This is a genomic window from Roseibium sediminicola (assembly GCF_023156505.1).
Classification (GTDB): Bacteria; Pseudomonadota; Alphaproteobacteria; order Rhizobiales; family Stappiaceae; genus Roseibium; species Roseibium sediminicola.
In genome coordinates this window covers 25,053-48,877 of the sequence record NZ_JALNMJ010000003.1, presented here as the reverse complement: position 1 = coordinate 48,877, position 23,825 = coordinate 25,053, and the positions used below count along the sequence as shown (strand labels likewise).

Here is a 23,825-nt window from a genome sequence, read left to right as displayed (position 1 = left end):
GACACTCCCGAATGCACGAGGACGACGACCCGCCGGGAGATCCCGCCTGTCACGCGCACAAGATCATCGGCGGTCACCTCATCGACGAACAGACCTACCTTGATGTGCGCCAGTTCCGCAAATCCGAGCGCGAGCGGCTTTACCAGAAACGCAGGCAACAAGGCCAATCGGACAGACAGACGGCAACCTCCGCGTTGATCGCGCGGTTGCGCGAGGTTCTGACGGACCGGCAATTCGAGACTATCGCTGTCTATTGGCCCATTCGGGGTGAACCTGACCTCAGACCGCTTATGACGGAGCTGTACGGCGCCGGCAAGAAAGTGCTGTTGCCGGTTGTGCTCGAAAGGAAGGCTCCGCTGATCTTTCGACCCTGGTCGCCCGGTTGCGAGATGATCCGCGGCACATGGAATATCCTGGTTCCTGCAAACGGCCCGCCACAGCATCCCCAAATCGTGATCGCTCCCGTGGTTGGCATCGACAAAGACCTCTACCGTCTCGGCAATGGCGGGGGATATTACGACCGGACACTGGCGTCGATGAACGCCAAACCGCTTGTCGTCGGCGTCGGCTTTGCCTTCTCTCAGATCGAAACGATTTTCCCGATGGCCTGGGACCTTCCCATGGACATGGCAATCTTGGCCTAGGCCGCCGGAGAACGTCCTGTGCATATCCGATTTGTGTTCACCTGAACAAATTCAGGAACCAATCGAGAATTACTCAAGAATACGCAGCGCGAACTCAGAAACTACCCGAAGTGTCACGCCTGCCTTTCCACACCTGTTACTAATACGGATATTGCAAAAGATTAGTCTAATTTTTCAACTGCGCTTTAGACAGTTGTAAACTGTCTCCGGGGTAGGTCTATGCATACAAAAATGGACGGCCTCAAGATGATCAACGACCTTCTCAGTCTCGCGCAGGACAGCACCCCGGAAAAGCGTCATCAGCTGGTGGAACATGTCACCGAGCTTTTCGTCAGAGGAGCTGACAGCTACCAGACCGAAGAGATCACGCTGTTCAACACGGTGCTGGAAAGCATGCTCCCAACGATGGAGCCGGAGCAGAAGAAGGTGATTTCCGAACAGCTGGCGCCGATCGACGACACGTCCCACAAGATTGCCTACGAACTGGCCCGCGAAGAAATCGACATCGCCCGACCGATGCTGACGTCTTCCAATGCCCTCAAGACCGAGGACATTCTGCGGCTGGCAAAAACCATGGGTCAGGGTCACCTGCTGGCGATCTCCAAGCGCAAACACCTGGAAGCCAACGTCACCGACGTTCTGCTCGAACGCGGCGAAAGCCCGGTCAAACAGTCGGTGGCCGCCAATGACGGCGCACAGATTTCCGACTGGGGGTCGCGGCTGCTGATCAAGCTGGCCGAGCGCGATGAAAAGATCCGCGACGCCATGATGGAGCGGTCGGACGTCACGGAGACCGACTACGACAAGCTGATCAACCAGATGCCGGCGCAGCAACAGGCCAAGATCCGCCAGATGCGCAAGGACAACGAGGATCTGGTCAACGATCTGTTCCACAAGGCCAGCAAGGTCGTCGCCAGCTCCAAGCTGGAGCGCAAGGCGACACGGATCAATGCCAAGGCGACCTTGAAGGAAATCCGCGCCGGACAGCGGTCACTGGGCAAGGCCATCACCCAGCTGGCGCTGTCAAACAACCTGTTCGACATCTGCTTCCTGCTTGCCGAAATGGCAGGCCTTGAGCAGAAATACGTGACCAATGTCATGGTCCGTTATGACGCGACCGGCGTTGCCGTCCTGTGCCGTGCCATGGGCGTTGAAAACGCCGACTATTCGGCGCTTTGCAAGGCACGCGCCATGCACAACAAGCAGCCGGCTTCGACCGCGGGAAACTGGGCAACCGACTATCAGTCCCTGTCGGACCGGGATGCCCGCCGTCTGCTGTCCTTCATGAAAATCCGCCTACAGACCCTTGAAGGTCAGGCCGCCTGAGGCAGCTCCCCAAATTCTGACTTCGTCATCCCGGGCGCAGCGTAGCGAATACCCGGGATAGGTGAGCCGAGGTCCATCGATGAAAACGGTTTAGATGTCCGGGGGGTTACCACCCCTGTCCCGGCTATCGCGATCAATTCTGAACAGACTTTGACGGTCTGAGACACGCCGTGTCTTTAGTCAATAACCGGGTGATCCTCACGCGTGACCACCGCGGCGCCGGCTTCCAGCGTCCGATGCACCGGGCACTTGTCGGCGATTTTCCAGCATGCGCGCGCGCGTGTCGGCATCCAGATCGCCTTCCAGCATGATCAACCGCTCGAAGCGATCGATCCGGCTACCCTTTTCCCTGATCTCGTCGGAGCAGTCCTCGCAATCGGCGGCATGAACCTTGCCGTGCAGGACCCGCGTGCCGATCCGGTCGACCTTGAACCCCTTGCGGTCGGCATACATGCGCAGGGTCATGACGGTGCAAGCGCCGAGCGCCGCGGACAGAAAGCCGTAAGGCGACATGCCGCTGTCGAGGCCACCATAGTCCATGGGCTCATCGGCGATCAGCCTGTGCGAACCGCTTGCCACCATCGCCTGGAACTTGCCCTGCCCTGTCTCGACCACCTCGACCCCGTCCCTGGCCTCGTCGGCTGATTTGTCCGTCTCTGTGTCGAGATAACCGCTGGCCCAGCCTGCGATCACCCGCGCCGCATAGGCGGCCTCCTCGCTGCGCGACAGCAGATGATCGGCTTTGTCCAGGGAAACGAAACTCTTGGGGTGTTTTGCGGCGACGAAAATGTCCGTCGCATTGTCGATGCCGACCGTGTCATCGAGCGGCGCATGCATCACCAGAAGCGCCTTGCCGAGCCGGGAGACCCTGTCCCGGACGGACTGTTTTTCCAGGTCCTCCAGAAACTCCCTGCGGATGGTGAAGGTTCTGCCCGCCAGATCGACCTCGCCGACGCCGACCCTGCGAATGGTTTCCTCCGCGCCCTTGAAATTGTGGATCACGTGATCGGCGTCGGCTGGCGCGCCGATGGTCACCACGGCCCGTGCCTCAGGGATATCGGCGGCGACCGACAGGATGGCCGCTCCGCCCAAGGAATGGCCGATCAGAAGTTGGGGCGCTTCGTAAGTCTGCCGAAGAAAATCGGCAGCGCGTTTCAGATCCTCCACGTTGGAAGAAAAACCGGTGGAGGAGAAATCGCCGCCGCTGCCGCCAAGCCCGGTGAAGTCGAAGCGCAGCACCGCCATGCCTTCGGCGGCCAGCGCCCCGGCAATGTGCCGAGCCGCGGGAATGTCCTTGGAACAGGTGAAACAGTGGGCAAATAACGCGAAGGCCCGGATCCGTCCAGCCGGCAGATCCAGCCGCGCCGCCAGTCTGGCGCCGTTCGCGCCGTCGAATTCCAGTTTCAAGGGACGGTTGGTCATTGCATCGGCCTCCGGCTGTCACTCGCCCAGAGGTAAGCATGACGAAATGCCATGCAAGTCACGCCATGGTGTGAACGCTGTGAAACACCAAGCCGGGACCGGTGACGGGTTTCCAGCACGCGGCCGGTCGGCATAGAGGGCGTCCTCAGGATCTCAGGATCTTCTTGGTCGAATTCACAGCGTTGGCGATGCTGGTGTAGTGCACCTTCCGCTTCCTCGAATTACCTGCGGATCGAAGCAATTTCGTCCGGGTCTCCTGAATGGCCTGCGTGGCCAGACTGTTTGCCTTGCGCAGTGCCTCGCGTGTAACCGCCCGATAGGAATTCCTTCCAATCTTCGCCTTTTCTGCTTTCTGGTCCAAGTTCTGACGAACGATTCCATTCAACTGCCTGGCCAGACTACGCAGCGCGGAATTTGCACCCGAATAATCGCGCCGGTTCCCGGTTACACCGGCTGCCTGGGCGTAAACGCGGCGCAAACAATCGATCCGGTAGACAGGATCAAGCCGATTGCATTCCGCCGCACCACGTTGCAACTGCTTGACCACCGCGCCGGTGATACTGTCCTCGAATGCAAGCTGAAGGCGTGGCGCACTGGCTGCGGGTGGCGTTCCCAACCAGTCTTCCATCGGTAAGCCCAGAGTTTCCTGGGGCTCCGTTCCGTGAGGAGGAGGAATGTCACTGTTCCATGCCGCCAGGCAGGACCCGCAAAAGATGCTCGAGATGACCACCGCAATCAAAGATGAAAAAAGCTTACCGTCAACAGAAAAGAACATTGAATTTCGCCTCGCGACAATCAGGAATTTAGAATTAAAAGAAAATCGGCATCACCGGATAACGCAAATTCAGTTAACCATAGCTTGAGCGAGACTGTCTACCTATCAGTAGAAATCGGTTCAGATCTGCATGGGAACGAACAGAACCGCTTAGTCGGTATTCCCAAGAAGCGCCTTCAAACGACGTTCTTCTTCCTCTGACAGTTGGGACACGGCCTGCGCTTCGGCACTTCCCTCGCGTATCGGGCGTCGACGCAGCGCCGCTACAATGGCGATCAGCCCGGCCAGCAGCGCCACCGGCCCCGCTGCCCACAGCACCAGCGTGTGCCAGGCAAATCGGGGTTTCAGCAGAACGAACTCGCCATAGCGCGACACCAGATAATCGACCACTTGCTCATCGCTGTCACCGGCGACGAGCCGTTCACGCACCAGGATGCGCAGGTCCTTGGCGAGCGGCGCGTCGCTGTCGTCAATCGACTGGTTCTGACAGACCATGCAGCGCAATTCAGCCGAAAGCGCCCGGGCGCGACCTTCCAGGACCGGATCATCGAGAATCTCGTCGGGCGTGACCGCCAGCGCAGGGCTCACCACGAGGCTGAGGCACAGCAGCAGACTTGTCAGCAGGGGCCGTATCATATGCTCACTCCGCCGCGACCGGTGCCGATGGACGTTTGCGTGCCGGTTTCGGTGCCCCCACACGAAGCCGCCGGTCGGCCATCGAACAGGCGGCACCGAAGGCCATGATTACGCAGCCGATCCAGATCAAGGTGATGAACGGTTTGAAATAGACCCTGACATCCACCGCCCCGTCGCCGCGGCTTTCGCCGAGCGAGAGGTAAAGTTGGGAAAAGCCGACCGTGTGAATGGCCGCTTCCGTCGTCGGCATCTGGCGCGCGGTGTAAATCCGCTTGGAGGGATCCAGTTCCGTGACCATCGCACCACCCTGACGGATCGTGAAATGCCCGACTTCTTCGGTGTAATTCGGTCCCCTGCGTGGCGCCGCCCCATCGAAGGTAATCTCATAGCCGGAAAGATCGACGGTATCACCGGGGCGCATGGTGCGCACGTGTTCTTCCTGGAAGGCCGACGCGGTCACGATTCCGAGCACCGTGACACCGATACCGAAATGGGCGAAGGCAGTGCCCCATGCCGATCCCGGCAGGCCCACCAGGCGCGCAAAACCGCGTTTCGGACCGATCTCGAAGAACTTGACCCGGGTGACGATTTCAGACACCGACCCCGCCATCACCCAGACCGCCAGGCCGACGCCCAGTGGGGCCAGCACCATCTCCATGCCCCAGGCCCAGAAGGCGACCAGAGCCAGCACGAGGGCCAGACCGAAGGCAGCATAGAGCCGCTGACAGGCGGCAGCCAGGTCACCGCGTTTCCAGGACAGGACCGGCCCGAACGGCAGGGCCAAAAGCAGCGGCACCATCAGCGGGCCGAAAGTCAGGTTGAAGAACGGCGCTCCGACCGAAATCTTTTCGCCGGTGACCGCATCCAGGACAAGCGGATAGAGCGTGCCGACGAAAACCGCCGCGCAGGCGGCCGTCAGGAACAGGTTGTTCAGCACCAGGCCGCCTTCCCGGCTGATCGGTGCGAACAGGCCACCCTGTTTCAGGGTCGAGGCCCGCCAGGCATAGAGGGTCAGGGAGCCGCCGATGAAGAAACACAAAAGCCCCAGAATGAACACGCCACGCGCCGGATCGGTGGCAAAGGCATGCACCGAGGTCAGCACGCCGGAGCGGACCAGGAAGGTACCGAGCAGCGACAGCGAGAAGGTGAAGATCGCAAGCAGCACGGTCCAGACCTTCAGTGCTTCGCGCTTTTCCATGACGATCGCCGAATGCAGCAGCGCGGTGCCGGCCAGCCACGGCATGAAGCTGGCATTTTCGACCGGATCCCAGAACCACCAGCCGCCCCAGCCGAGCTCGTAATAGGCCCAATAGGACCCCATGGCGATGCCTAGTGTCAGGAAGCCCCAGGCCAGCAGCGTCCAGGGCCGAACCCAGCGGGCCCAGGCAGCGTCCGTCCGCCCGAGGATCAGAGCGGCGACGGCGAAGGAGAAGGTGATGGAAAAGCCGACATAGCCGACATAGAGCAGCGGCGGATGGATTGCGAGGCCGATGTCCTGCAGGATCGGGTTGAGATCGGCGCCCTCAAGCGGCGGATTGGCCACGCGCGTGAACGGATTGGAGGTTGCCAGCAGGAACAGGATGAAACCGGCTGAGACCCAGCCCTGAACCGAAAGCGTCACGGCGCGCAGATCCGCCGGCAGGTTCCTGCCGAACGCGCCGACCAGCGCACCGAAGAAAACCAGGATCAGCACCCAGAGCAACATAGAGCCTTCGTGATTGCCCCACACACCCGTGAATTTATAGAGCAGCGGCTTGGCCGAATGGGAGTTTTCCAGAACGTTCAGAACCGAGAAGTCGGAATTGAGATAGGCCCCCGTCAACGCCACAAAAGACAGCAGAACCAGCACGAACAGTGTCACGGAGACCGGCGGCGCCACCGCCATCAGGCGTTCGTCCTTGATCAGCGCACCCCAGATCGGCAGTACCGACTGGACCAGTGTCAGGGCAAAGGCCAGCACCAGCGCATAGTGTCCGAATTCAATGACCATATTCGTCCCTCAGTTCTCGTGTCAGCGGCCTCAATTGGCGGCGCTTTCGCCACCCTGCCAGTGTCCCTGATCCTTTAGCGCGTCCGCGACTTCCTTAGGAACGTAGTTCTCATCGTGCTTGGCCAGAACGCTGTCGGCCACAAACACGCCGCTCGGGTTTATGACACCCTCGGTGACGACACCCTGGCCTTCCCGGAACAGGTCGGGAAGGATGCCCTTGTAGGTCACGGCAACCGTGTTCTCCAGATCGGTCACGCGAAAGCTGACCTCTGCATTGTCGGAGCGGATGACCGAGCCTTCCTCGACCAGTCCGCCCAGCCGGATTCGCTGTCCGGGCGGAACGGATTGCGTGACGATGTCACTGGGGCTTTGGAAAAAGACAATCTGATCGTTCAGGGCAAACAGGATCAGGCCAAGAGCGACGGCCAAAACCGCGCCAGCCGATCCGATAAACATCAACCGTCTTTGTTTGCGTGTCATGTGCGTTCCGTCCGAAGTCTATCTTTTTGCACCTGGCGCCCCCTGCAGGTGCGGTGTGTGCCTAGGACCCGGATAGCCCGAGCTGTCTGGCCGCGTCCTTGATCCGGGACAAGTCGTTCTGATTTTCGGCAAAGGCGGCCTGCGCGGATGCCAGTGCCTTTTCCGCTTCCGCCTTGTCCCCCAGAACCATATAGGCGCGGATCAGGCGGTTCCATTCTTCGACGGAGCCGCCCTCGGTGGTCAGGCGCTCCGCGAGACCTGAGACCATGCCGCGGATCATGGCCTGCTGATCGTCACGGCTCATGTCCGCGGCAGCGGCTATGTCTTCCTGCGACGGCCCGCGCGGAGCCGTCATGTTCGGGGTCTCGCCTGTCAGACGCGCCAGTTCCTGCCGGGCGGCCCCAACCCAGGCGGCAGTCGGGTCCGCTCCATCCAGAAGCGCCTCCCAGGCCGCGATCGCATCGACCTTGCGGCCTTCCTGTCCGAGCGCAATAGCCAGAAAGAATCTCGGTTTCACGGCGGAGGGCTCAAGCGCCACGGCCTGCTCGAATGCCCGCTGCGCCTCGGCAGTCACCAGCCCCTGCTCGGCGATGGCGAGCGCCTCTCCCATATCGGTGAGCCATTCCTGCTTCGGTCCAAGGATGCGGATTGCATTAGCATAGGCCTTGGCCGAGGCGCGCGGCTGGCCAAGTGACAGATAGACCGGTGCGACCACCGCCCAGCCCTGACCATCTTCCGGATTGTCTGCCAGATGCCGTTCCACCCGCGCCACCAGGACGTCGACGGACTGACCTTCCGCCGGCGCGGTCAGACGCGCGTGCAGCGGTTGGTCGGGCAGATCCGGTGTCCCCAGCAGCAGATAGAGGCCAAAGGTAACCGCCGGGAGGGCCAGCACGGCAACGGCTTGCGCAAGCTTCAAGCCTGTCTTCGGACGGCTAGCGCCGGGCGCTGCCTTCACCCGTTCGTGGGCGGCCAAAAGCCGGCGCGCGATTTCCGTTCTGGCGGCCTCGGCCGTATCGGCATCGATCAGGCCCCGTTCCAGTTCGGTCTCGATTGCGTTCAACTGCTCGCGGTAAACCGCCTCGTCGGCCTGGGACGCGACGGTTTCGGGCAAGCGCCGCGTGCGCGACAATGGAACAAGCACCGACAGGGCGGCGACGGCCGTCAGGCCGGCAATCAGAATCCAGAATATCATGGCCGCACTATAGACCGTTCAATGCGGATAAAAGCAAGGTGGCAGTGCTGTGACCGGCGGTCGCGGCCACTAGAGCGTTTTTCGATCAGTTAGGGTCATTTGATGAAATTATCCGGTTCAGACGGCAAGGCGCGTTGCGAAGCGCGATGCGGTGCATCGGGCAAGTGGCGCAACGCCGCCGATGGGCCGGATAGTTTCACCCGCAAACGGACGGATGCATATGAAAAACAAATGAGAGTGGGCCGGACGGTTTGGCCCGCTTGCGTCGTTGGTTCACCCTTATGGTGGGAAACACCATCGCGGGTGACCCGCCTCGCCAGCGAGCCAAACCGTCTCAGTCAAATGACCCTAACTGATCGAAAAGCGCTCTAGATAATCAGGGAAAGTAGAGCCCTCGCAGGTCCCCGTCAGCGGCGTCCCAGGGCATTGGCCACAAGTTTGCGCTCCGGGTTCGGGCCAGCATCAGCCGCGCTCTTGTTGGCCTTGGACAGCGCCGATTGACGGCTGCGCCGCAATTGCGCCGCGTAGTCCTCGCCGAAATAGATTTCCGACAGCATGATCGCGACGTCGGCCGCCGCCATCTGGGCTTCCAGCTGCGGACCGCGCGTCTTGCCGATGTCGGTGATCAGCGATCTGGTCAAGATTTCAAGCGTCTGTTCCACCGCTTGCCGCGTGCGTTTGCCGATTTCGTTGACAGCGAAGGTCTCGGAGGCATTGCGCACCATGGTGACGACCTTGAGCGCCCGCACGGCGTCGTCAATGGCCGACTGGTCCTTTTGCAATTGACCGGAAGGATCGAATTTCGGCACCTGCAGGGCCCGGCGCACACTGCCATGCGCGCTGTTCAGTTCCCGCGTAACCACGGTGGAAATGCTGCGCTTGGTTTCCGCCAGCTGCTTGTGCCATTTGCCGGTGACCGAGAGATCCATGTCACGTTCGACGCCGCGCACCAGCGAATGATACTCGGACAGGGCCTGTGAAAAGGCGATCGGGTCCGGATTGTGGTTGCGATGTTCCAGCGCCAGGATCTGCAGGCGTTCCGCTTCGCTCATGACCACGTCGACAAAGGGAGCGAATTGCGAATTCGCAATGGCTTTCGGGTCACTGTTTCCTGTCAGGCGTCCCGCAAATGAGCACAGAGCGGAGGGCATTTCTGCCCGGTCCACAAGCGCCGCAGCAATGACCGGCAGGTGATCGGGAAAGCGCTCAGAGCACTTGTCGACAAGCCGGAGCACATCCGTGTCCTGCTTCAGCCTGTGTTCGTTGATCCGGTCGGGAATATTCTGGAGAAACGGCACCAGCCACCGCTCGGCCGCGAATATCTTCTGAATGTCCTTCAGCTCGGCGATGCCGCGGGCGCCACCAAGCTCGGCTGCCATGCGGCGGTGTTCCTTTTCGGAAATCTCCCCCCGATGCAGCTTTTCGCCGATGGCTTCGACCGCGCGCGAGCGCAGGGCCTGCACCAGCGCGTCAATCCGTTCGCCGCTGACGGTGGCGTTGCCGGCCTGTTCCAGCACCATGCGCACATCCGCGGCCATGACATCGCGGCCCAGCCACTTCCAGACGCGGTCGAGCATGCCGCGATAGATCCGGCCCTCCTGCCGATTCGGCAGCACCTCGTTGATGAGAAAGTCGTCCAGGGGCGAAAAGAACATGCGCTGGATCTGACCGCGCCGTTGTTCCCCACCGGGTATGTCCGGCGTGACCGGTTGCGGCTTGCGCAACAGGGCGACAGCCGCCGAGAGGATCAACTGGATATTCGGATCGGCGTCCTTTTGGACCTTCGCCCGTTCAAGATTACGGACCAGAGCCTCCACCGCTTTCGGACTCAGGCTGCTTAGATAAGTCTTCAGTTTGGTTTCAAGCTGGTCCGAATGGGTCATTCACAGCGTCAACATCGCGATTAAGGTCTCGGAAACAATACCGCGCGAACACTTAAACAAGTGTTGAGAAAAATTGTAGGTATTTGAAAGGCTTTCAGAATCACTCGGCGTGGGTCAGCCGATGACTTGCCAGTTGCCTAGTTCTGTTTCGCAGGCGGCTCCACGGGCCTGCAGCACCCGTCCGTTCAGGACCATCTCGTGGGTGAATTCCCGGCAGCTGGTCTCATTGACGAAATAGACCGGCCCCGGCCGGACCTGGCCGCTGCGCCCGGTGCGCTCGTTCTGCCAGGCAACAGATACGCCGACGCCGCGCGCGCGCAGCGCCCGGTTCTGGGCGTCTTCGGCCGCCTTCCGGTCGGACGGTTCAAGAGCATCGCCAAACTCGTTGTTCACGAGCACGGAAATCGCGGTGTTTGCCTCCGACCCGACCACATGCGCATTCGGATCGCCGAAAAAGGAGCCCCATCCGCCCTGGTTCTTGGACCCGGACGTCATTGAGCATCCGGCCAGAACCGTGGCAAGAGCAAGACATGTGGCACCGCGAAGACGCATGCTTTGAAGCTCCTAAGGGGTGTAAGGACCGGAGGAAACCGGTAAGTGAATCATTGATATTTTCAATTTGTGGCCGAACTTGGCCACAATAGCCTCATTGTTCCCGTGATTTGCGTCACAGTCTATCACAGTTGCGTTTCCCCGGGCTGACCGGTTCTTCGGCTGTCCCCGCTGCAACCACAACAACTCGCCCACACGGCCGAGTGTCAGACCCGGTTTAGGGCAGGCAGCAGAAGCCGTGCCTTCAAGCCGCCGAACCTGGACCCGTCCAGTTCGAAACTGCCCCCGTAAAGAGCGGCCAGATCGGCCACGATCGACAGGCCAAGACCTGTTCCCGGCACGGTTTCGTCCAGGCGCCGGCCGCGTTTGACGGCTTCGGCCCGCTCATCGGGCGTCAAGCCCGGACCGTCATCTTCCACCGTGATCGTAAACATGTCCCGGTTGGTTGCCGAATCGGTCAGGGGCGCGACCTGAACCACCACTTTGGAGGACGCCCACTTGCAGGCATTGTCGATGAGATTGCCGCTCATTTCCTCCAGATCCTGGCTTTCGCCGCGGAACCGGATCGCCCCGTGCTGGTCAAAGGAGACTTCCACGCCCTTGTCCCGATAGATCTTGCCCATGGCGCGAATCAGGCGGCCGAGTACCGGCTCGGTCTCGCAGGATACACCGATGACGCGGCGCTGCGCGGCCATGCGCGCCCGCTCCAGGTGATGCTGGATCTGTGTCGACATGATCGCCGTCTGTTCGGTGACCTTGTCCGCCAGGGGGCCTCCGGAAGCACGCGCTTCGTTCGCAATCACCGAAAGAGGTGTTTTCAGCCCGTGTGCGAGATTGCCGACATGGGTCCGGGCCCGTTCGACGATTTCCTTGTTGGAGACGATCAGCGCATTCAGCTCCACCGCCAGCGGCGCGATTTCCCTCGGCAGGGCTTCATCGATCCGCTCGGCATCGCCCTGACGGACGGCCGACAGGGACGCGCGCAGCCGCATCAGAGGTCTGAGGCCCACCCGGACCTGGAAGAAGATCGCCAGGATCAGACCAAGACCGACCAGGCACAGGGTAAGTGCGACCATGCGGGCAAATTCGGTGATATCCGCCCAGAATCCGGCGGTCGCGGCGCCCACGGCAATGACATAGGCGCTGTCTTCAATCGAGATCCGCTGCTGCAGCACCCGGATTTCGTCGCCGGTCGGTCCGACAATAAAGCCCGCGCTCTCATCCGACTGTCCGATCGGCGGCGTGTTGAGCGGGTCGCCGACAAGGGACGCGGACGCATACAGGATCGCCGGACTGTCGGCGCGGCGCACGGTCCAGTACCAGCCCGACAGGGGCAGCGAGAACCGCGGATCGCCGCGATAGGTCGGCGCCGTGACCTTTGTGGTCGCAACGCCTGTGGTCGCGGTGGCGTCGGTTTCCAGCATTTCGGCGATCAGCGCCTTGATATGCACCTCGAGCTGGGCATCGAACGCCCGCTCGCTGGAGCGCTGGTAGAGGGACACCAGGAAGATGCCGGCCAGGGCCAGCGCGATGGTCGACCAGACCGCGGCGACGATGACCAGACGGGCCGCAAGTGACCGTTGCCTGCCTTGAGCTTTGCCGCTGTTTGCTTCGGGCTCAGTCGTCACTCGCCGCTCCCAGGCGGTAGCCCAGACCTCGGATCGTCTCGATCAGGTCCGAGCCGATCTTCTTGCGCAAGCGTCCGACAAACACCTCGACCGTGTTGGAATCCCGATCGAAATCCTGGTCGTAGAGATGTTCCGTCAGTTCGGTTCGGGAAATCACCTTGCCCTGATGATGCAGGAGATAGGACAGGAGACGATATTCATGCGAGGTCAGTTTCACCGGGCTGCCGTCGACGGTGACCCGGCCGGCGCGCAGGTCGAGACGCACCGGACCGCAAGTCAGTTCGTTGGAGGCATGGCCGGCAGCGCGGCGCACCAGCGCCCGCACGCGGGCGAGCACCTCTTCCATGTGGAAGGGCTTGGCAACGTAATCGTCTGCCCCGGCATCGATGCCTGCCACCTTGTCCGACCAACGGTCGCGTGCTGTCAGGATCAGAACCGGCATGGTGCGCCCATCGCGGCGCCAGTTTTCCAGAACCGACAATCCGTCCAGGGTCGGCAGGCCCAGATCCAGAACCACGGCGTCATAGGGTTCGGTGTCGCCCAGAAAATGGCCGTCTTCGCCGTCCGTCGCGCTATCAACCACATATCCAGCCTCCTCGAGGGCGGTGACGAGCTGGCGGTTCAAATCGGTATCGTCTTCAACAACTAGGATGCGCATAAGGTCTGACTTTTCAAAAAAATCTCGGCGGGAATGTAAGGGGCGACCATCTTGGCTCGCCCCCAGGCTTCTGCAGGCTACCTGCCAGCGTTGACAGTGACGGTGGTCACCTTGCTGCCATTCTTGACCGACAGAACATAGACATAACCGCCGCCCTGTTGACAGAGCTGAGCCTTCAGGATCTCGCCCTTCACACGCCCCGCCACAGAGCCAAGGGAGGCCGCCTTGCCGCTGGCCACGACTTGCTGGGCCTGGCCTTGCGACAGGCAGGCGGCATGCGCCGGCCCGATGGCGGCGAGGGTCAGGATGAGAATGGCAACGATCTGTTTCACTTTGGTGATTCCGGTTCTGCTCACGAAGTCTTGGCCAAGGTGTAGTCAATTCTACCTGAACGCAAGCTGAACCGGTTGTTCGGTTTGGCAACAAAGGGGCCGAAGAGCCTGTTGCTACCCGAGCGCCAGATCCTCGGTTTTCAGATCGTCATAACGGCCCTTGAACTGATCGAAAACCTGCAGCGTCCGGCGGGCGATCCCGGTCCAGCCGAACACCCGGCGGGCGAAGCGCGCGCCTTCCACCGACAGGGTCTCGCGCATCCAGGCATATTGCATCGGCATGTTCAGCATGGCGGCGAATTCCTCCGGTCGCTTGGGGTCCGCGATCAGGGCATGCCGGCCGAACTCGATCTGCTCGAACAGGCCGCCGTGTATGGTCACCACAGTCGGGGTGCCGCAGGCCATCGCCTCGACCGCCGTCATGCCGAAGGGCTCATAGCGCGAGGGCAGCGCGAAAATGCCCGGGCCCCGGTAGAAATCGGCCAGATCCTCGTCGGCGACATAACCGCGCCAGCTGATCGCGTCGGAGACCCCCTTTTCGGCTGCCACCCGTTTCCACTGCTTCAGTAATTCCTTGTCGCTGTCGGAATTCGCCCCGGCAGCAAGCACAAGGCGGGCTTCCGGCTGCAGCTGCAACAGGCTCGGCAGGGCCTCGATGATCAGGTCATAACCTTTGTTTTCCGCAGCCCGGCCGACAACATAGATATCGGTCTCGCGGAAATCGTGTTTCTGGCGGGCCGCAGCGACCGTGTCGGGCGTTGCCGGCGTGAACCGGCCCTCATCGATCCCCGGCGGGATCATGGAAATGTGCTCGCGCGGCAGCTGATAATGCTCGACGATCAGATCGGTCTGCTGCTCGGTGGTGGCGATGATGTGATCGCAATTGCGATAGAGCACGAACTCCTTCTGGATGCGCTCGTCGAACCGGTAGCCCGCCATCTCCTCATCGCTCGCGCCGGCCATGTCATGCCGTTTCCACCAGCCGAGCGAATGGGGCGTGTGGATATGCGGGATCTGCAGTTCTTCCGCGATTTTCTGGCCCGCAACGCCGGCATCCCAGTAGTGGGAATTGATGACGTCATATTCCAGCTTGCGGTGCCGGATCATGGCGAGCGCGTTGGTGACGAAATCGCCGTACCAGTCGTGCATGTCCTCCTTGCGGATGAATTCCTCGCCACCAAAGGGGACGCGCACGACCTTAAGGTTTTCGTTGACGATGTCCTCGGCCGGCTGGCCTTCGAATTGCCGCGTCATCACGTCGACACGGTATCCGAGGCGGGCAAAGCGCTTTGCCAGTTCCAGCACGAAGACCACCTGGCCGCCCGTGTCCGGCTTGCCCAGCTCCGGCGAGCCGGCAACATAGCCGTGCAGCGAGATCATCAGCAGCGATCCTATGTTGTGCTTGGTCATGTAATCAAACCTCTTCCTGTGTGTTTTTCTCCGTCGTCCCAGGCTGTCTTCGGTTTCTTGTTTTGACGCCCGCCTTGTTCCGGCGGGCCCAGTGTCAGGCCGCGGCGTGGGGCAGCAGGCCAAATTCGATCAGGCCTTCCAGGACACCGGCCGCATGGGACGCCCGGGCGTGATAGGTCTTGGACCGCGGCATGGTGTTCAGCAGTTCCGCGCGCGCATTGCCGACGGCAATGGCGCGTCCGGCCGCCTCGAACAATGCCAGATCGTTGCCGGAATCTCCGGCGGCGACCGTTCGCTCCATGGGCAGGCCCAGATGGGCTGCCAGGTGCCGCATGGCGGCATCCTTGCCCGCCTGGGGTGCAAGGATGTCCAGATCGCTCGCCCCGGAATAGATCGACTTGAAGGCAAAGCCTTCCCGGCGGAGCCGCTCGAGAATCCGATCGGCATCGCCTTGCCCGGGAACGGCAAAGCTGGCCTTGCCTTCTGTCTGAAATATGTCGTCGTGGGCAGAATACCCCATGCTGGTGACCAGCCTGCGGACTTCCCTGTCCGGCCAATCGACGAATTGCCGCTGCCAGCTCCCCAGATAGGAACGCCCGAGACGGATTTCGGTTCCCAAACCGGTGACAATCGCCACCGGTTCGAAGCCTTCCGGGAAATAGTCTTCAAGTGTCTTGTCGACGCTTGCGGCCGGCCGGCTCGAATTAAGCGCGATGCGCACCTGGTCTTTTGCTTCCCGCAGCCGCTGCCAAAGATGGCCGAGGTCTTCGCGATTTCCGGTCAGGGTGTCGTCGATATCGCTGACAAGAAGCCAGGGTTCCGAGCTGTTTTCACGGCCGGTCACCGGCTTTCCACCTCCGTATCGGGAGCTCTTTGCGTGGCCGTATAGACCGGCTCTACCGCGTCCTCGGTTACCGGCCGGGTCAGGGTCTCGACATGAAGATCCTTCAGACAGACCGCCGCGCTTTCCGTATAGAAACCGATCCCGCCTTCGGAGAAACTGTCGTCCACAAGCGACAGGACAACCTTTCCGTCGATGGAAAACTCGAAATACATGCCGTGCACAACCACCTCAATCTGCCACGGACCGTGATCGCTGCCACGGAAATGGGCCTCCTGCAGCGGCTCGTAGCGGAAGGCATGTTCGAATTCCGGTGTCGGGTTCGCGCCCCAGGCGCGGATCTGCGCAATGCCGTTGACCAGGTCGAGAGACAGGTAATAACCGTCGCCCTCCTCGTTCATGCGCAGAACAAGGCCGGTCTTGCCCAGCCCTTCGAGCATCAGCATGGATCTCAGGCGAAAATCCTCATGCTGGCCCGGCAGGATGAAGGCCTCATAACCGCTCTTGCAGGAGAGATGCAGACCGTCCGGCCGGTCGACCGCGGAAGCATGCGGATTTTCATAAAGGAACCTGACTTGGTAGGTCGCGGTGACGATTTCGCGGCCGGTCACCAGCTTGTCGAAACCGGAATTGGATTTCAGCTTCAGCCGGCCGACCCTGTCCGTCACCAGTTCCTTGGGCGGCGGCAGCAGTTTCTTGACCACTTCGCGGCCATAGACATGTTCGGTCTTGGAAAAGAAATTGAACAGCAGCAGCCGGTCTTCGGCCCGGCAGATCCGTCCGGCATAATTGCCGGTCGGCAGGATGACATTGTCGAAGAAATTCTGGTACGGCCCCTCGATCCTGTCCGCGTACCAGTAATGGATCTTGGTGTCCTCGCGGATCGACCCCATCAGGTAATAGCGGCCATCGAGCTGAAAGAGGTTCGGCACCTCGACGTCGTCATAAAGACCGGGACGGTAGAGCGGCGCTTCGAAAACCCAATTGTCGGGCGTTTCCTCACGGGCAAGGCCAACACAACCGCGCCGGATCACCGGCCCGTCCTTGATTCGGGCTGAGCTGAGAAGCAACCTGTCCCCGGTCTCCTCGTCCTGAAAGAAGAACGGATCGCGGAAACTGACCCATTTCCGGCCCTCGTCAATCGAGCTCTCGTAGTGGGGTGCCGGGATCTGCAACGGATAATGGCCGTGGTTGCAGCGCTCCCAGTGGTAGAGATCCTTCGAGCGCGCCAGACCGACGCGCTGGACGCGGCCATATTCGGAGCGGGCCAAGCCGGTATAGAACATGCGCCACTCGCCGGGCCGGTCCGGGTCCGGGGTGACATGCATCGTCCAGAGCATGTCATCGTCCCATGCACCCGGCTCCCCCACAAACAAGGCGTTACGGACCCTGCGCCAGGTCATGCCGTCGGAACTGACGGCGTGGGCGATGAAATCGTGATTGGGCAGCACCAGATGAAACAAGTGATACAGGCCGTCGTGATAGACGACATCAACGTCGCCGATGTCTGACCGCAGGAACCCGTGAGATGCATACATGTCCTAACCCTGCCCCAGTTGTTTCAACCGGTTCAAGTGTTAGCTCGAAAAAAATTTGCAGTGCAGCATTTTCCGGCTCAGGACGACGACATACGTTGCCTGGTTAGGCCGCTCCGCTTCGCAATTGCCACGCGGGCGAAAGCCATTAAGATAATTCCATGCAAAGGCTCGGCTTCAGGTTTATTACAGGCGGTTTGCGCGCATGGCTCGGAAAAAAGGCCAGCCGGAGCAAGCTTGTGGTTGCTTTTCCAGCACTGTTGCTGACGGCCCAACCGATCCAGGCCTGCTCGCTGTCACTGGTGCTGGCGATGGATGGGTCCGCAAGTGTCGATGCCCGCGAACATGCACTCCAGCTCAACGGTCTTGCGGACGCCCTGCGCGACCCAGACGTGGTTCAGGCCATCGAGGCAGTCGGCGGCATCTGGGTGACCAGTTTTGAGTGGAGCGGCCGCTATCAGCAGCTGCAGCAACTCGGCTGGCGTCACCTAACCGACAGTGCCAGCGCGAGCGAGGCCGCGGAGACGCTCAGGCGGTCTCCCAGGGGCTATACGGAGTTTCCGACCGCCATTGGATATGCACTGGGTCACGCTGCTGTTCAGTTGCGAAAGGCGCCGGTACCGTGCGCCCGCAAAGTCGTCGATGTCGCTGGCGACGGTATCAACAATGACGGTTTCGGCCCGGCCAGCGCCTACAAAGCCTTCGATTTCGACGGGGTCACCGTCAACGGGCTGGTGATTTCAGGCCCCGACGACCCGCCTCTTCACTATTACCGCGCCAATGTCATCAGAGGTCCCGGCGCTTTTGTTGAGACCGCCAGAACCTATGACGATTATGCCGGGGCCATGAAACGCAAGCTGCTGCGCGAAATCTTCGGCAGCGGCTATGCGTCCCTGAGATAATATCAACCTCAAGCCCGGCGCCGCTCGGTCTGAGACGTCAACGCTTCCTCGAAGTGCTCTTTCGGCATTCTTTCCTTCAGGGCGCGCAGAAACAGCTGTTTTTGCGTTTCCGGGGCGAGGCCGCCGACAGGCGGATCCCTGTCGAGATTGGTCGGGAAGGAGTAGCCTTCCGCGCAGGCGGACACCGCGGCCTCTAGGGCCTTGCCGGTCATGGTGCCGGCGGCCGTTTTTTCCAACAGGACCGGATAGAGCACCCTGCACATGGCTTCGCGGTCGATGCTTTCCATGGCCCGGCCGAAGGCCGAGGACACCTGCAGCAGGTTCGCCATGCGCTGAATATCCGCACTTGTGTTGGCACCGGCGGCATGAAACAGCGCCGGATTGAAAAAGACCGCGTTTCCCTTGGCGAGCGGCAACTGCACGCAACGCTCCTCGAAGAGCTCCTTGAACGTGTCCAGACGGTAGGCGGCGTAGCCCGGCCGGTAAGCTTGCGAGAACGGCAACAGCTTGGTCGGACCGCTTTCCACCGGCATGTCCGTGTGCGCGACCGCGCCCTGAAGGGTCATGACTGGCGACAGATCATGGACATGGGCCGGGTAGCGTGCGCAGGTCTCTGCGGTCTGGAAGCCCAGATGATAGTCGCGATGCGCCTGCTGGGCCAGGCCGCCCGGACGCACCAGATTGACCTGCGCGGTCATCTGGTAGTTCGGCCCCAGCCAGGCTTCGCAGACAGCGTCGATGGCCGGATTGGCGAAATAGTCGGCAAAGACCTCCGGCGCCTCCAGGCAGAGCTTCTGCAGGGAATTCCAGACTCGGTCATTGGCGCCTGCTGTCGCAAAATGGTCCGCGCCGCCACTCGAACCCTCTTTTTCAGCCGCGATGATGCGTTCATAGACCTCGGTTGCCCGGTCGATCGGCGCCACGTCCTCATAGGCTCCCTCCAGAACCAGAACGCCGCACTGGTCCTTGAGCAGACCGGCCCATTCGCTCATCAGCGCGCGGCGGGTGGTGTCGCCCGCAAGGGCGGTTGCCAGATCCGCCATCCGGTAGATGGGCACATTTGAGACAACCCGATCCGCCTGGGGCGCAAGGCCGGGATCCAACGTCCGGCTGATCAGGTCCCTGAAAACATCGATGTCGCAGCTGTGCGCGTCGAAATAGGCATCTTGCCGGATGTGTTGGTCCATGAGTTCCTCCCGGTTTCTTCTGCGCAAAAGGTACCAAATCCGGGACTTGATCCCGCCGTCAAAAACCATCAAGAATCCATCAAATGACCCATCGTTTCCCCGTCAAGGAGATTGCTCTCCAGTCCGGCCTCAGCACGGCCACCGTCGACCGTGTCCTGAACCGGCGGGCTCATGTCAGTCCGCAAACGCACCGCCGCGTCCATGACGCGATCGAGGAGCTGGTGCGACAGGAGAACCAGCTCGCGGCCAGGGGCCGGCGGCTGTTCTTCGATATCGTGGTGGAAGCGCCAAACCGGTTCAGCCGGGAAATCCGCGCCGCGTCGGAAAGCCTTCTGGACGATTTCCGCCCCGCCGCCCTCAGGCCTCGCTTCGCTTTTTCAGAGTCCATGACGGAGGACCAATGTTGCCGGATTTTGGCGCAAATCGGCAGACGCGGCAGCCAGGGCGTTTGCCTGAAAGGGCGCGACACGGAAGCTGTGCGGCAGGCGGTGGCCAACCTGAAAGGCAAGAACATTCCGGTGGTGACGATTTTCACCGATCTTCCCGGTTCGGAACGGCTGGCCTATGCGGGCCTCGACAATGACAGTGCCGGCCGGACCGCCGCCTATTTCATGCATAAATTGCTGCCACGACAAGCGAGCGCGGTGTTGGCCACGCTCAGCCAGCACGCCTTTCAGGGGGAAGAACAGCGTCTTCAGGGGTTCCGCACGGAACTCCGGCGCGTCAGGCCGGGCCTGCAGATCGTTGACGCCAGCGGCGGCGGCGGCCTGACACCGCAGACCCAGCGCGAAGTGACGGACAGGGTCCGGTCAGGCCCGGCGATAGACGGGGTCTATTCCATGGGAGGCGGCAATCCGGCGGTGTTGCAGGCGTTGTCGGATGCGGGCCAATCGCCGAATGTGTTCATCGCCCACGATCTTGATGAAGACAATCTTGAGCTGCTGCGCGGTGGACGGCTGACTTTGGTGCTGCACCACGATCTGCGTGCGGATATGCGGAACGCTTTCCGCCACTTGCAGGCCTTTCACGGCATTGGTGTCGCCCCACAGGTCTCCCGGAGCGACATTCAGGTAGTCACGCCGATGAACCTGCCCAAACCGGTGTGAGTCTCAGTTCAAGGTCACCGAACGGCGGACAAATGCACGCAGGGTTTCAAGCATGCTGTCCATTTCCCCCGCGCTCTTGCCAACTGCGTTTAATCCGGAGCTTTCGACAAGGCTGACCACGAGTTCCGCGTCCAATGCTCCCAGGCCCGGTGACAGGCAGCTTTCCACGGCCTTGATCAAACGCAGGCGGGTTGCCTCGAAGGACTGCGCGATGTCGGGATTTCGGAACAGTTCGGCAACGATTTCCGCGCTCAAGGCGGCGTAAGCGGGCGTTGAGGTCAGTCCGAAATAGTCAGAGACAAACCTGTCAAGCAGATCCAGACCGGGTGCTTCCGCGTTTTCCAACGGCGTTAATATTGGTTCCAGCGACTCGGCCTCGACCTCCGCGATCGCAGCGATGATGTCTTCCTTGCCCTTGAAGTGATTATAGAGGTTGCCGAGACTGATGCCCGCGCGGCCGGCAATGTCGCGCATGCCGGTCTGATGAAATCCCTTTTCGATGAACAAGATTGCCGCCGTCTCGACTATGCGCGCGCGGCGTTCCGCGAGCCTTTCGTTTCGGGCGGGTTGTTTTGATTCATTTTCCGGCATGCGGGTCTTTCAAGCTTTCAGTCTGAGGCTTCGACCGGCTGTGCCGGTCGGGGCGGTGACGGGTATCGCGGATGCGCCAGCTTTCGTCATTTCAGGTTCGATCACATCTTGCAATTCCAAACCGTGCCACCAAATCAAGAACGAACGATCGTTCGTCAATTTTATGACCCATTATGACATTCCTCGCACCTAGCGGAGAACTCTCATGAAAATCAGTCTGCTGTTCGCCACGTTCTCCGGATATCTCGCCGCCTTTGGCATGATCGATCGGCCGCAGACACCGCAGGATCGTGACTATGTGGTCGAACGGGTCCGCATTCCCGGCGGCGACGACGGAGTGATCCTCGATGCGGAACTGACGTTCCCCAGAGGCCATGACAAGGTGCCGGCGATTGTGCTGATCACGGGTTCGGGACCTCAAAACAAGGACGAGGAACTGGCCGGTCACAAGCCCTTCCTGGTGCTGTCCGACTATCTGACGCGCCGGGGCTATGGTGTTCTCAGATATGACGACCGCGGCTACGGCGACAGCACCGGCGACTATGCGTCGGCCACGGCGTCGGACTTTGCCGCGGATGCGGCGGCAGCACTGGCCTATCTTCAATCTCATCCGCGTGTGAACGCGGAACGGACCGGTTATCTCGGCCATTCCGAAGGCGGTTATCTCGCACCACTGGCGCAACAGCACACCCCGGCGGGGTTTCAGGTGCACCTTGCCGGGCCGGCCTTGCCGCTTCTGCCGGACGTCATGACCACGCAGGTCGCCGACATTGCCCGGGCCGAAGGCGCCGATGACGAAACGATCCTCAAGGAGGTTCATCTGGTCACGGGATTGACCGAAATCCTCAAAGACGCGGGGTCACCCGAGGTTGTCCGCGACCGGCTGCCGAAACTCTTAAAAAAGGCCGGAGCCGATCCGTCGACAATCAAGGAGAACCTGAGCGTTTGGGCAACAAACTGGGCACTGGATTATTCCCGCTTCGACCCACGCCCCTTTCTGCAATCTCTGGACGTTCCGGTTCTCGCTCTTTACGGCGAATATGACCTGCAGGTCTCCGCGGTCCAGAACGCTCCCGCGATGGCAGAGCTTCTCTCGCATCCGCAATCCGAAACGATCACGCTGCCTGGCCTAAATCACCTGTTCCAGCCGACGGCGACAGGCCGTGTCGGCGAGTACATGCGCATCAAGACCACGATTGCGCCCGCCGCGCTGGAGGCGATCGGCAACTGGCTGGATCGGGTTACCGCGCCTGAATGACACTCCCCGCCGACAGCAGAAGATCGTACCGGACAAGCCATGGCTTCCTCGGCACGATCCGCTTTTCCTGCAACAGCCATGGAAACGGCGGCACCGTTACTCACAGCGATCGGTTTCATGGAAAGGGCTCAACCGCCCTGCCGCTGGGAACCGTCCTGTTCCATGGCTCGATAGAAGTCCTTGAGTGTCTTGCCGGGTTCAACGTCGAACCGGTCCCCCAGATCGCGCAGTTCGGATATCCGGTCGAGACGGAACATGCGGAAGTCCTGGCGCAATTCGCACCAGGCAACCAGCGTCCAGACCTTGCCCCAGAACCACAATCCGAGGGGACGGACCGTGCGATGGCTGGGCTCGCCCTTGCCGTCGCAATAAGCAATGGACAGCCGTTTTCTGGCGTCCGAGGCGGCTTCGAGGAAATCGATATGCGCGCGAACCTGCGGGGTCATTTCCGGCGCGAAGGCGTGGATCTCGACCTCGTTCTGCCGCACCCTCATCTTCTCGGGCATAACGGCGTCGATCTTGATCATAGCCTCTTCCGCGGCCCTGGCCATAGCGGCACCGCCCCAGGCCCGGATGAGGCGCGCTCCGGCCAGCAAGGCCACGATTTCGTCGCGCGTGAACATGAGTGGAGGCAGTTCGTAGCCATCGCGCATGATGTAGCCGACCCCGGCGGCGCCCTCGATCGGGACACCGGATGCCTGCAGGTCGGCGACATCGCGGTAGATGGTCCGTTCGGATACTTCCAGCCATTCGGACAATTGTCGTGCCCGGACGAGCCGGCCGCCGCGCAAATACTGCACGATCTGAAAGAGGCGGTCGGCGCGTCTCATGCTGTCTGCTCCTTACGAAGCAGGTATCCTAGCCCTGTCCCGTCAGGCTGCAAACATGCCGATGGAATTGCCGTCCGGATCAAGGCCGTAGGCAAAGCGGCCCGCCGGGATCGGCACAGGATCGGAAACGACTTCTCCACCTGCCTTGGCAAATCGCTCCATCGTTGCTTCCAGGCTGTCCGGGCAGGCCAGGTGGATGGTCGGTCCGGACCCTTTTGGCGCCGGTTTTCCGGGGTAAAGGTGGCCGGCAACGCCCCCCTGCTCCTTGGCAGGGAAGATCGCAATCTCATTTGGTCCCATGTCAGTGACACGTCTAAGCTCCGTTTTGAAAACGTCATTATAAAAGCTGACCGCCTTGTCCAGATCCGAGACCGGAATCTCCATCCAAACGTTGAAGTGATCGGGTGTAAAAGTCATGGAAAGTCTCCCTTGGCGCTGTGATGAGGATCACCATATCAAACCCCTGCTGACAGCCTTCTGTCAGGAGAGTGCGGGAAAACAGCCTTCCGCAAGGTCATGTAATTTTGGAGAAATTCGAGATGTTTTGCTTCTCGTGAGCGGGACTCATGACAGGATTGGCCCTTGCGTCGCTTCAGGCCGGCTCCATGCTGCGCTAGGCATTGGACAAGACCGGACGGCAAACG

General features: G+C 61.1%; 23 protein-coding genes and 1 pseudogene. 6 read left to right on the top strand and 18 right to left on the bottom strand.

The genetic code is table 11. The features are described 5' to 3' along the window. Positions 1-11 precede the first annotated feature (11 nt). Positions 12-644 (top strand): 5-formyltetrahydrofolate cyclo-ligase, encoded by a 633-nt coding sequence (locus M0H32_RS05680; protein ID WP_248151944.1) that lies wholly within the window; start codon positions 12-14, stop codon positions 642-644. Between the two features lie 219 nt (positions 645-863). Next, the gene (locus M0H32_RS05675; protein WP_248151942.1) at positions 864-1,970 is read left to right on the top strand and encodes a DUF2336 domain-containing protein; all 1,107 of its coding nucleotides are present in this window, start codon (positions 864-866) and stop codon (positions 1,968-1,970) included. A gap of 176 nt (positions 1,971-2,146) precedes the next feature. Here the strand turns inward: M0H32_RS05675 and M0H32_RS05670 are convergent. From M0H32_RS05670 to M0H32_RS05605, 14 genes and pseudogenes are all read right to left on the bottom strand, one after another. Next, a pseudogene (locus M0H32_RS05670) lies at positions 2,147-3,392 on the bottom strand (bifunctional alpha/beta hydrolase/OsmC family protein). Positions 3,393-3,537: 145 nt separating this feature from the next. Continuing rightward, positions 3,538-4,167 (bottom strand): hypothetical protein, encoded by a 630-nt coding sequence (locus M0H32_RS05665; protein ID WP_248151940.1) that lies wholly within the window; start codon positions 4,165-4,167, stop codon positions 3,538-3,540. Between the two features lie 150 nt (positions 4,168-4,317). Next, entirely contained in the window at positions 4,318-4,803 is a 486-nt protein-coding gene (locus M0H32_RS05660; protein WP_248151938.1) for a cytochrome c-type biogenesis protein, read from the bottom strand. 4 nt (positions 4,804-4,807) lie between these two features. Continuing rightward, positions 4,808-6,793, bottom strand: coding sequence for a heme lyase CcmF/NrfE family subunit (locus tag M0H32_RS05655; protein WP_248151936.1), 1,986 nt, complete (start codon positions 6,791-6,793; stop codon positions 4,808-4,810). A gap of 30 nt (positions 6,794-6,823) precedes the next feature. After that, positions 6,824-7,273, bottom strand: coding sequence for a cytochrome c maturation protein CcmE (gene ccmE, locus M0H32_RS05650; protein WP_248151923.1), 450 nt, complete (start codon positions 7,271-7,273; stop codon positions 6,824-6,826). Positions 7,274-7,334: 61 nt separating this feature from the next. Then, positions 7,335-8,468 carry a c-type cytochrome biogenesis protein CcmI gene (ccmI, locus tag M0H32_RS05645; RefSeq protein ID WP_248151919.1) on the bottom strand — a complete coding sequence of 378 codons (1,134 nt, stop codon included), beginning with the start codon at positions 8,466-8,468 and terminating at the stop codon, positions 7,335-7,337. Positions 8,469-8,875: 407 nt separating this feature from the next. Then, a complete protein-coding gene (locus M0H32_RS05640; RefSeq protein ID WP_248151916.1) occupies positions 8,876-10,351 on the bottom strand; it encodes a hypothetical protein in 1,476 nt (491 codons plus the stop codon). 114 nt (positions 10,352-10,465) lie between these two features. Beyond that, positions 10,466-10,903, bottom strand: coding sequence for an RT0821/Lpp0805 family surface protein (locus M0H32_RS05635; RefSeq protein WP_248151914.1), 438 nt, complete (start codon positions 10,901-10,903; stop codon positions 10,466-10,468). 206 nt (positions 10,904-11,109) lie between these two features. After that, positions 11,110-12,531 (bottom strand): ATP-binding protein, encoded by a 1,422-nt coding sequence (locus M0H32_RS05630; protein WP_248151912.1) that lies wholly within the window; start codon positions 12,529-12,531, stop codon positions 11,110-11,112. Then, the gene (locus tag M0H32_RS05625; RefSeq protein WP_248151910.1) at positions 12,521-13,189 is read right to left on the bottom strand and encodes a response regulator; all 669 of its coding nucleotides are present in this window, start codon (positions 13,187-13,189) and stop codon (positions 12,521-12,523) included. Before M0H32_RS05625 ends, M0H32_RS05630 begins: the two co-directional genes overlap by 11 nt. A gap of 77 nt (positions 13,190-13,266) precedes the next feature. Further along, positions 13,267-13,521, bottom strand: coding sequence for a PepSY domain-containing protein (locus tag M0H32_RS05620; protein ID WP_248151902.1), 255 nt, complete (start codon positions 13,519-13,521; stop codon positions 13,267-13,269). Between the two features lie 114 nt (positions 13,522-13,635). Then, the gene (locus M0H32_RS05615; protein WP_248151900.1) at positions 13,636-14,931 is read right to left on the bottom strand and encodes a glycosyltransferase; all 1,296 of its coding nucleotides are present in this window, start codon (positions 14,929-14,931) and stop codon (positions 13,636-13,638) included. 94 nt (positions 14,932-15,025) lie between these two features. Further along, positions 15,026-15,775 (bottom strand): HAD-IIB family hydrolase, encoded by a 750-nt coding sequence (locus M0H32_RS05610; RefSeq protein WP_248151898.1) that lies wholly within the window; start codon positions 15,773-15,775, stop codon positions 15,026-15,028. Further along, entirely contained in the window at positions 15,772-17,310 is a 1,539-nt protein-coding gene (locus M0H32_RS05605; protein ID WP_248151896.1) for a glycoside hydrolase family protein, read from the bottom strand. The genes M0H32_RS05610 and M0H32_RS05605 overlap by 4 nt, the downstream gene beginning before the upstream one ends. Positions 17,311-17,546: 236 nt before the next feature. On the opposite strand from M0H32_RS05605, the gene M0H32_RS05600 reads away from it, so the two are divergent. Continuing rightward, entirely contained in the window at positions 17,547-18,209 is a 663-nt protein-coding gene (locus tag M0H32_RS05600; RefSeq protein ID WP_248151895.1) for a DUF1194 domain-containing protein, read from the top strand. An 8-nt stretch (positions 18,210-18,217) separates the two neighbouring features. Here M0H32_RS05600 and M0H32_RS05595 read toward each other — a convergent pair whose 3' ends face one another. Continuing rightward, positions 18,218-19,396, bottom strand: coding sequence for a phytanoyl-CoA dioxygenase family protein (locus M0H32_RS05595; RefSeq protein ID WP_248151892.1), 1,179 nt, complete (start codon positions 19,394-19,396; stop codon positions 18,218-18,220). A gap of 83 nt (positions 19,397-19,479) precedes the next feature. Between M0H32_RS05595 and M0H32_RS05590 the strand changes: the two genes are divergently transcribed. Further along, entirely contained in the window at positions 19,480-20,502 is a 1,023-nt protein-coding gene (locus tag M0H32_RS05590; RefSeq protein WP_248151891.1) for a LacI family DNA-binding transcriptional regulator, read from the top strand. A 3-nt stretch (positions 20,503-20,505) separates the two neighbouring features. Here the strand turns inward: M0H32_RS05590 and M0H32_RS05585 are convergent, their stop codons facing one another. Then, on the bottom strand, positions 20,506-21,009 hold the full coding sequence (locus M0H32_RS05585; protein WP_248151887.1) for a TetR/AcrR family transcriptional regulator: 504 nt from the start codon (positions 21,007-21,009) through the stop codon (positions 20,506-20,508). Here M0H32_RS05585 and M0H32_RS05580 point away from each other — a divergent pair. Continuing rightward, entirely contained in the window at positions 21,002-21,286 is a 285-nt protein-coding gene (locus tag M0H32_RS05580) for a hypothetical protein (RefSeq protein WP_248151884.1), read from the top strand. The genes M0H32_RS05585 and M0H32_RS05580 overlap by 8 nt on opposite strands. A 12-nt stretch (positions 21,287-21,298) precedes the next feature. Continuing rightward, complete coding sequence (locus tag M0H32_RS05575; RefSeq protein ID WP_248151881.1) at positions 21,299-22,351, top strand: alpha/beta hydrolase family protein; 1,053 nt, start codon at positions 21,299-21,301, stop codon at positions 22,349-22,351. 128 nt (positions 22,352-22,479) lie between these two features. Here the strand turns inward: M0H32_RS05575 and M0H32_RS05570 are convergent, their stop codons facing one another. Beyond that, on the bottom strand, positions 22,480-23,181 hold the full coding sequence (locus tag M0H32_RS05570) for a helix-turn-helix transcriptional regulator (RefSeq protein ID WP_248151879.1): 702 nt from the start codon (positions 23,179-23,181) through the stop codon (positions 22,480-22,482). A 42-nt stretch (positions 23,182-23,223) separates the two neighbouring features. Next, the gene (locus M0H32_RS05565; RefSeq protein ID WP_248151876.1) at positions 23,224-23,598 is read right to left on the bottom strand and encodes a VOC family protein; all 375 of its coding nucleotides are present in this window, start codon (positions 23,596-23,598) and stop codon (positions 23,224-23,226) included. Positions 23,599-23,825: the final 227 nt, after the last annotated feature.

Coding starts and splice junctions, on each gene's coding strand:
- M0H32_RS05680 (WP_248151944.1), top strand. CDS start 12: ATGCACGAGGACGACGACCCGCCGGGAGATCCCGCCTGTCACGCGCAC.
- M0H32_RS05675 (WP_248151942.1), top strand. CDS start 864: ATGCATACAAAAATGGACGGCCTCAAGATGATCAACGACCTTCTCAGT.
- M0H32_RS05665 (WP_248151940.1), bottom strand. CDS start 4,167: ATGTTCTTTTCTGTTGACGGTAAGCTTTTTTCATCTTTGATTGCGGTG.
- M0H32_RS05660 (WP_248151938.1), bottom strand. CDS start 4,803: ATGATACGGCCCCTGCTGACAAGTCTGCTGCTGTGCCTCAGCCTCGTG.
- M0H32_RS05655 (WP_248151936.1), bottom strand. CDS start 6,793: ATGGTCATTGAATTCGGACACTATGCGCTGGTGCTGGCCTTTGCCCTG.
- ccmE (WP_248151923.1), bottom strand. CDS start 7,273: ATGACACGCAAACAAAGACGGTTGATGTTTATCGGATCGGCTGGCGCG.
- ccmI (WP_248151919.1), bottom strand. CDS start 8,468: ATGATATTCTGGATTCTGATTGCCGGCCTGACGGCCGTCGCCGCCCTG.
- M0H32_RS05640 (WP_248151916.1), bottom strand. CDS start 10,351: ATGACCCATTCGGACCAGCTTGAAACCAAACTGAAGACTTATCTAAGC.
- M0H32_RS05635 (WP_248151914.1), bottom strand. CDS start 10,903: ATGCGTCTTCGCGGTGCCACATGTCTTGCTCTTGCCACGGTTCTGGCC.
- M0H32_RS05625 (WP_248151910.1), bottom strand. CDS start 13,189: ATGCGCATCCTAGTTGTTGAAGACGATACCGATTTGAACCGCCAGCTC.
- M0H32_RS05615 (WP_248151900.1), bottom strand. CDS start 14,931: ATGACCAAGCACAACATAGGATCGCTGCTGATGATCTCGCTGCACGGC.
- M0H32_RS05605 (WP_248151896.1), bottom strand. CDS start 17,310: ATGTATGCATCTCACGGGTTCCTGCGGTCAGACATCGGCGACGTTGAT.
- M0H32_RS05595 (WP_248151892.1), bottom strand. CDS start 19,396: ATGGACCAACACATCCGGCAAGATGCCTATTTCGACGCGCACAGCTGC.
- M0H32_RS05590 (WP_248151891.1), top strand. CDS start 19,480: ATGACCCATCGTTTCCCCGTCAAGGAGATTGCTCTCCAGTCCGGCCTC.
- M0H32_RS05580 (WP_248151884.1), top strand. CDS start 21,002: ATGAACAAGATTGCCGCCGTCTCGACTATGCGCGCGCGGCGTTCCGCG.
- M0H32_RS05575 (WP_248151881.1), top strand. CDS start 21,299: ATGAAAATCAGTCTGCTGTTCGCCACGTTCTCCGGATATCTCGCCGCC.
- M0H32_RS05570 (WP_248151879.1), bottom strand. CDS start 23,181: ATGAGACGCGCCGACCGCCTCTTTCAGATCGTGCAGTATTTGCGCGGC.
- M0H32_RS05565 (WP_248151876.1), bottom strand. CDS start 23,598: ATGACTTTTACACCCGATCACTTCAACGTTTGGATGGAGATTCCGGTC.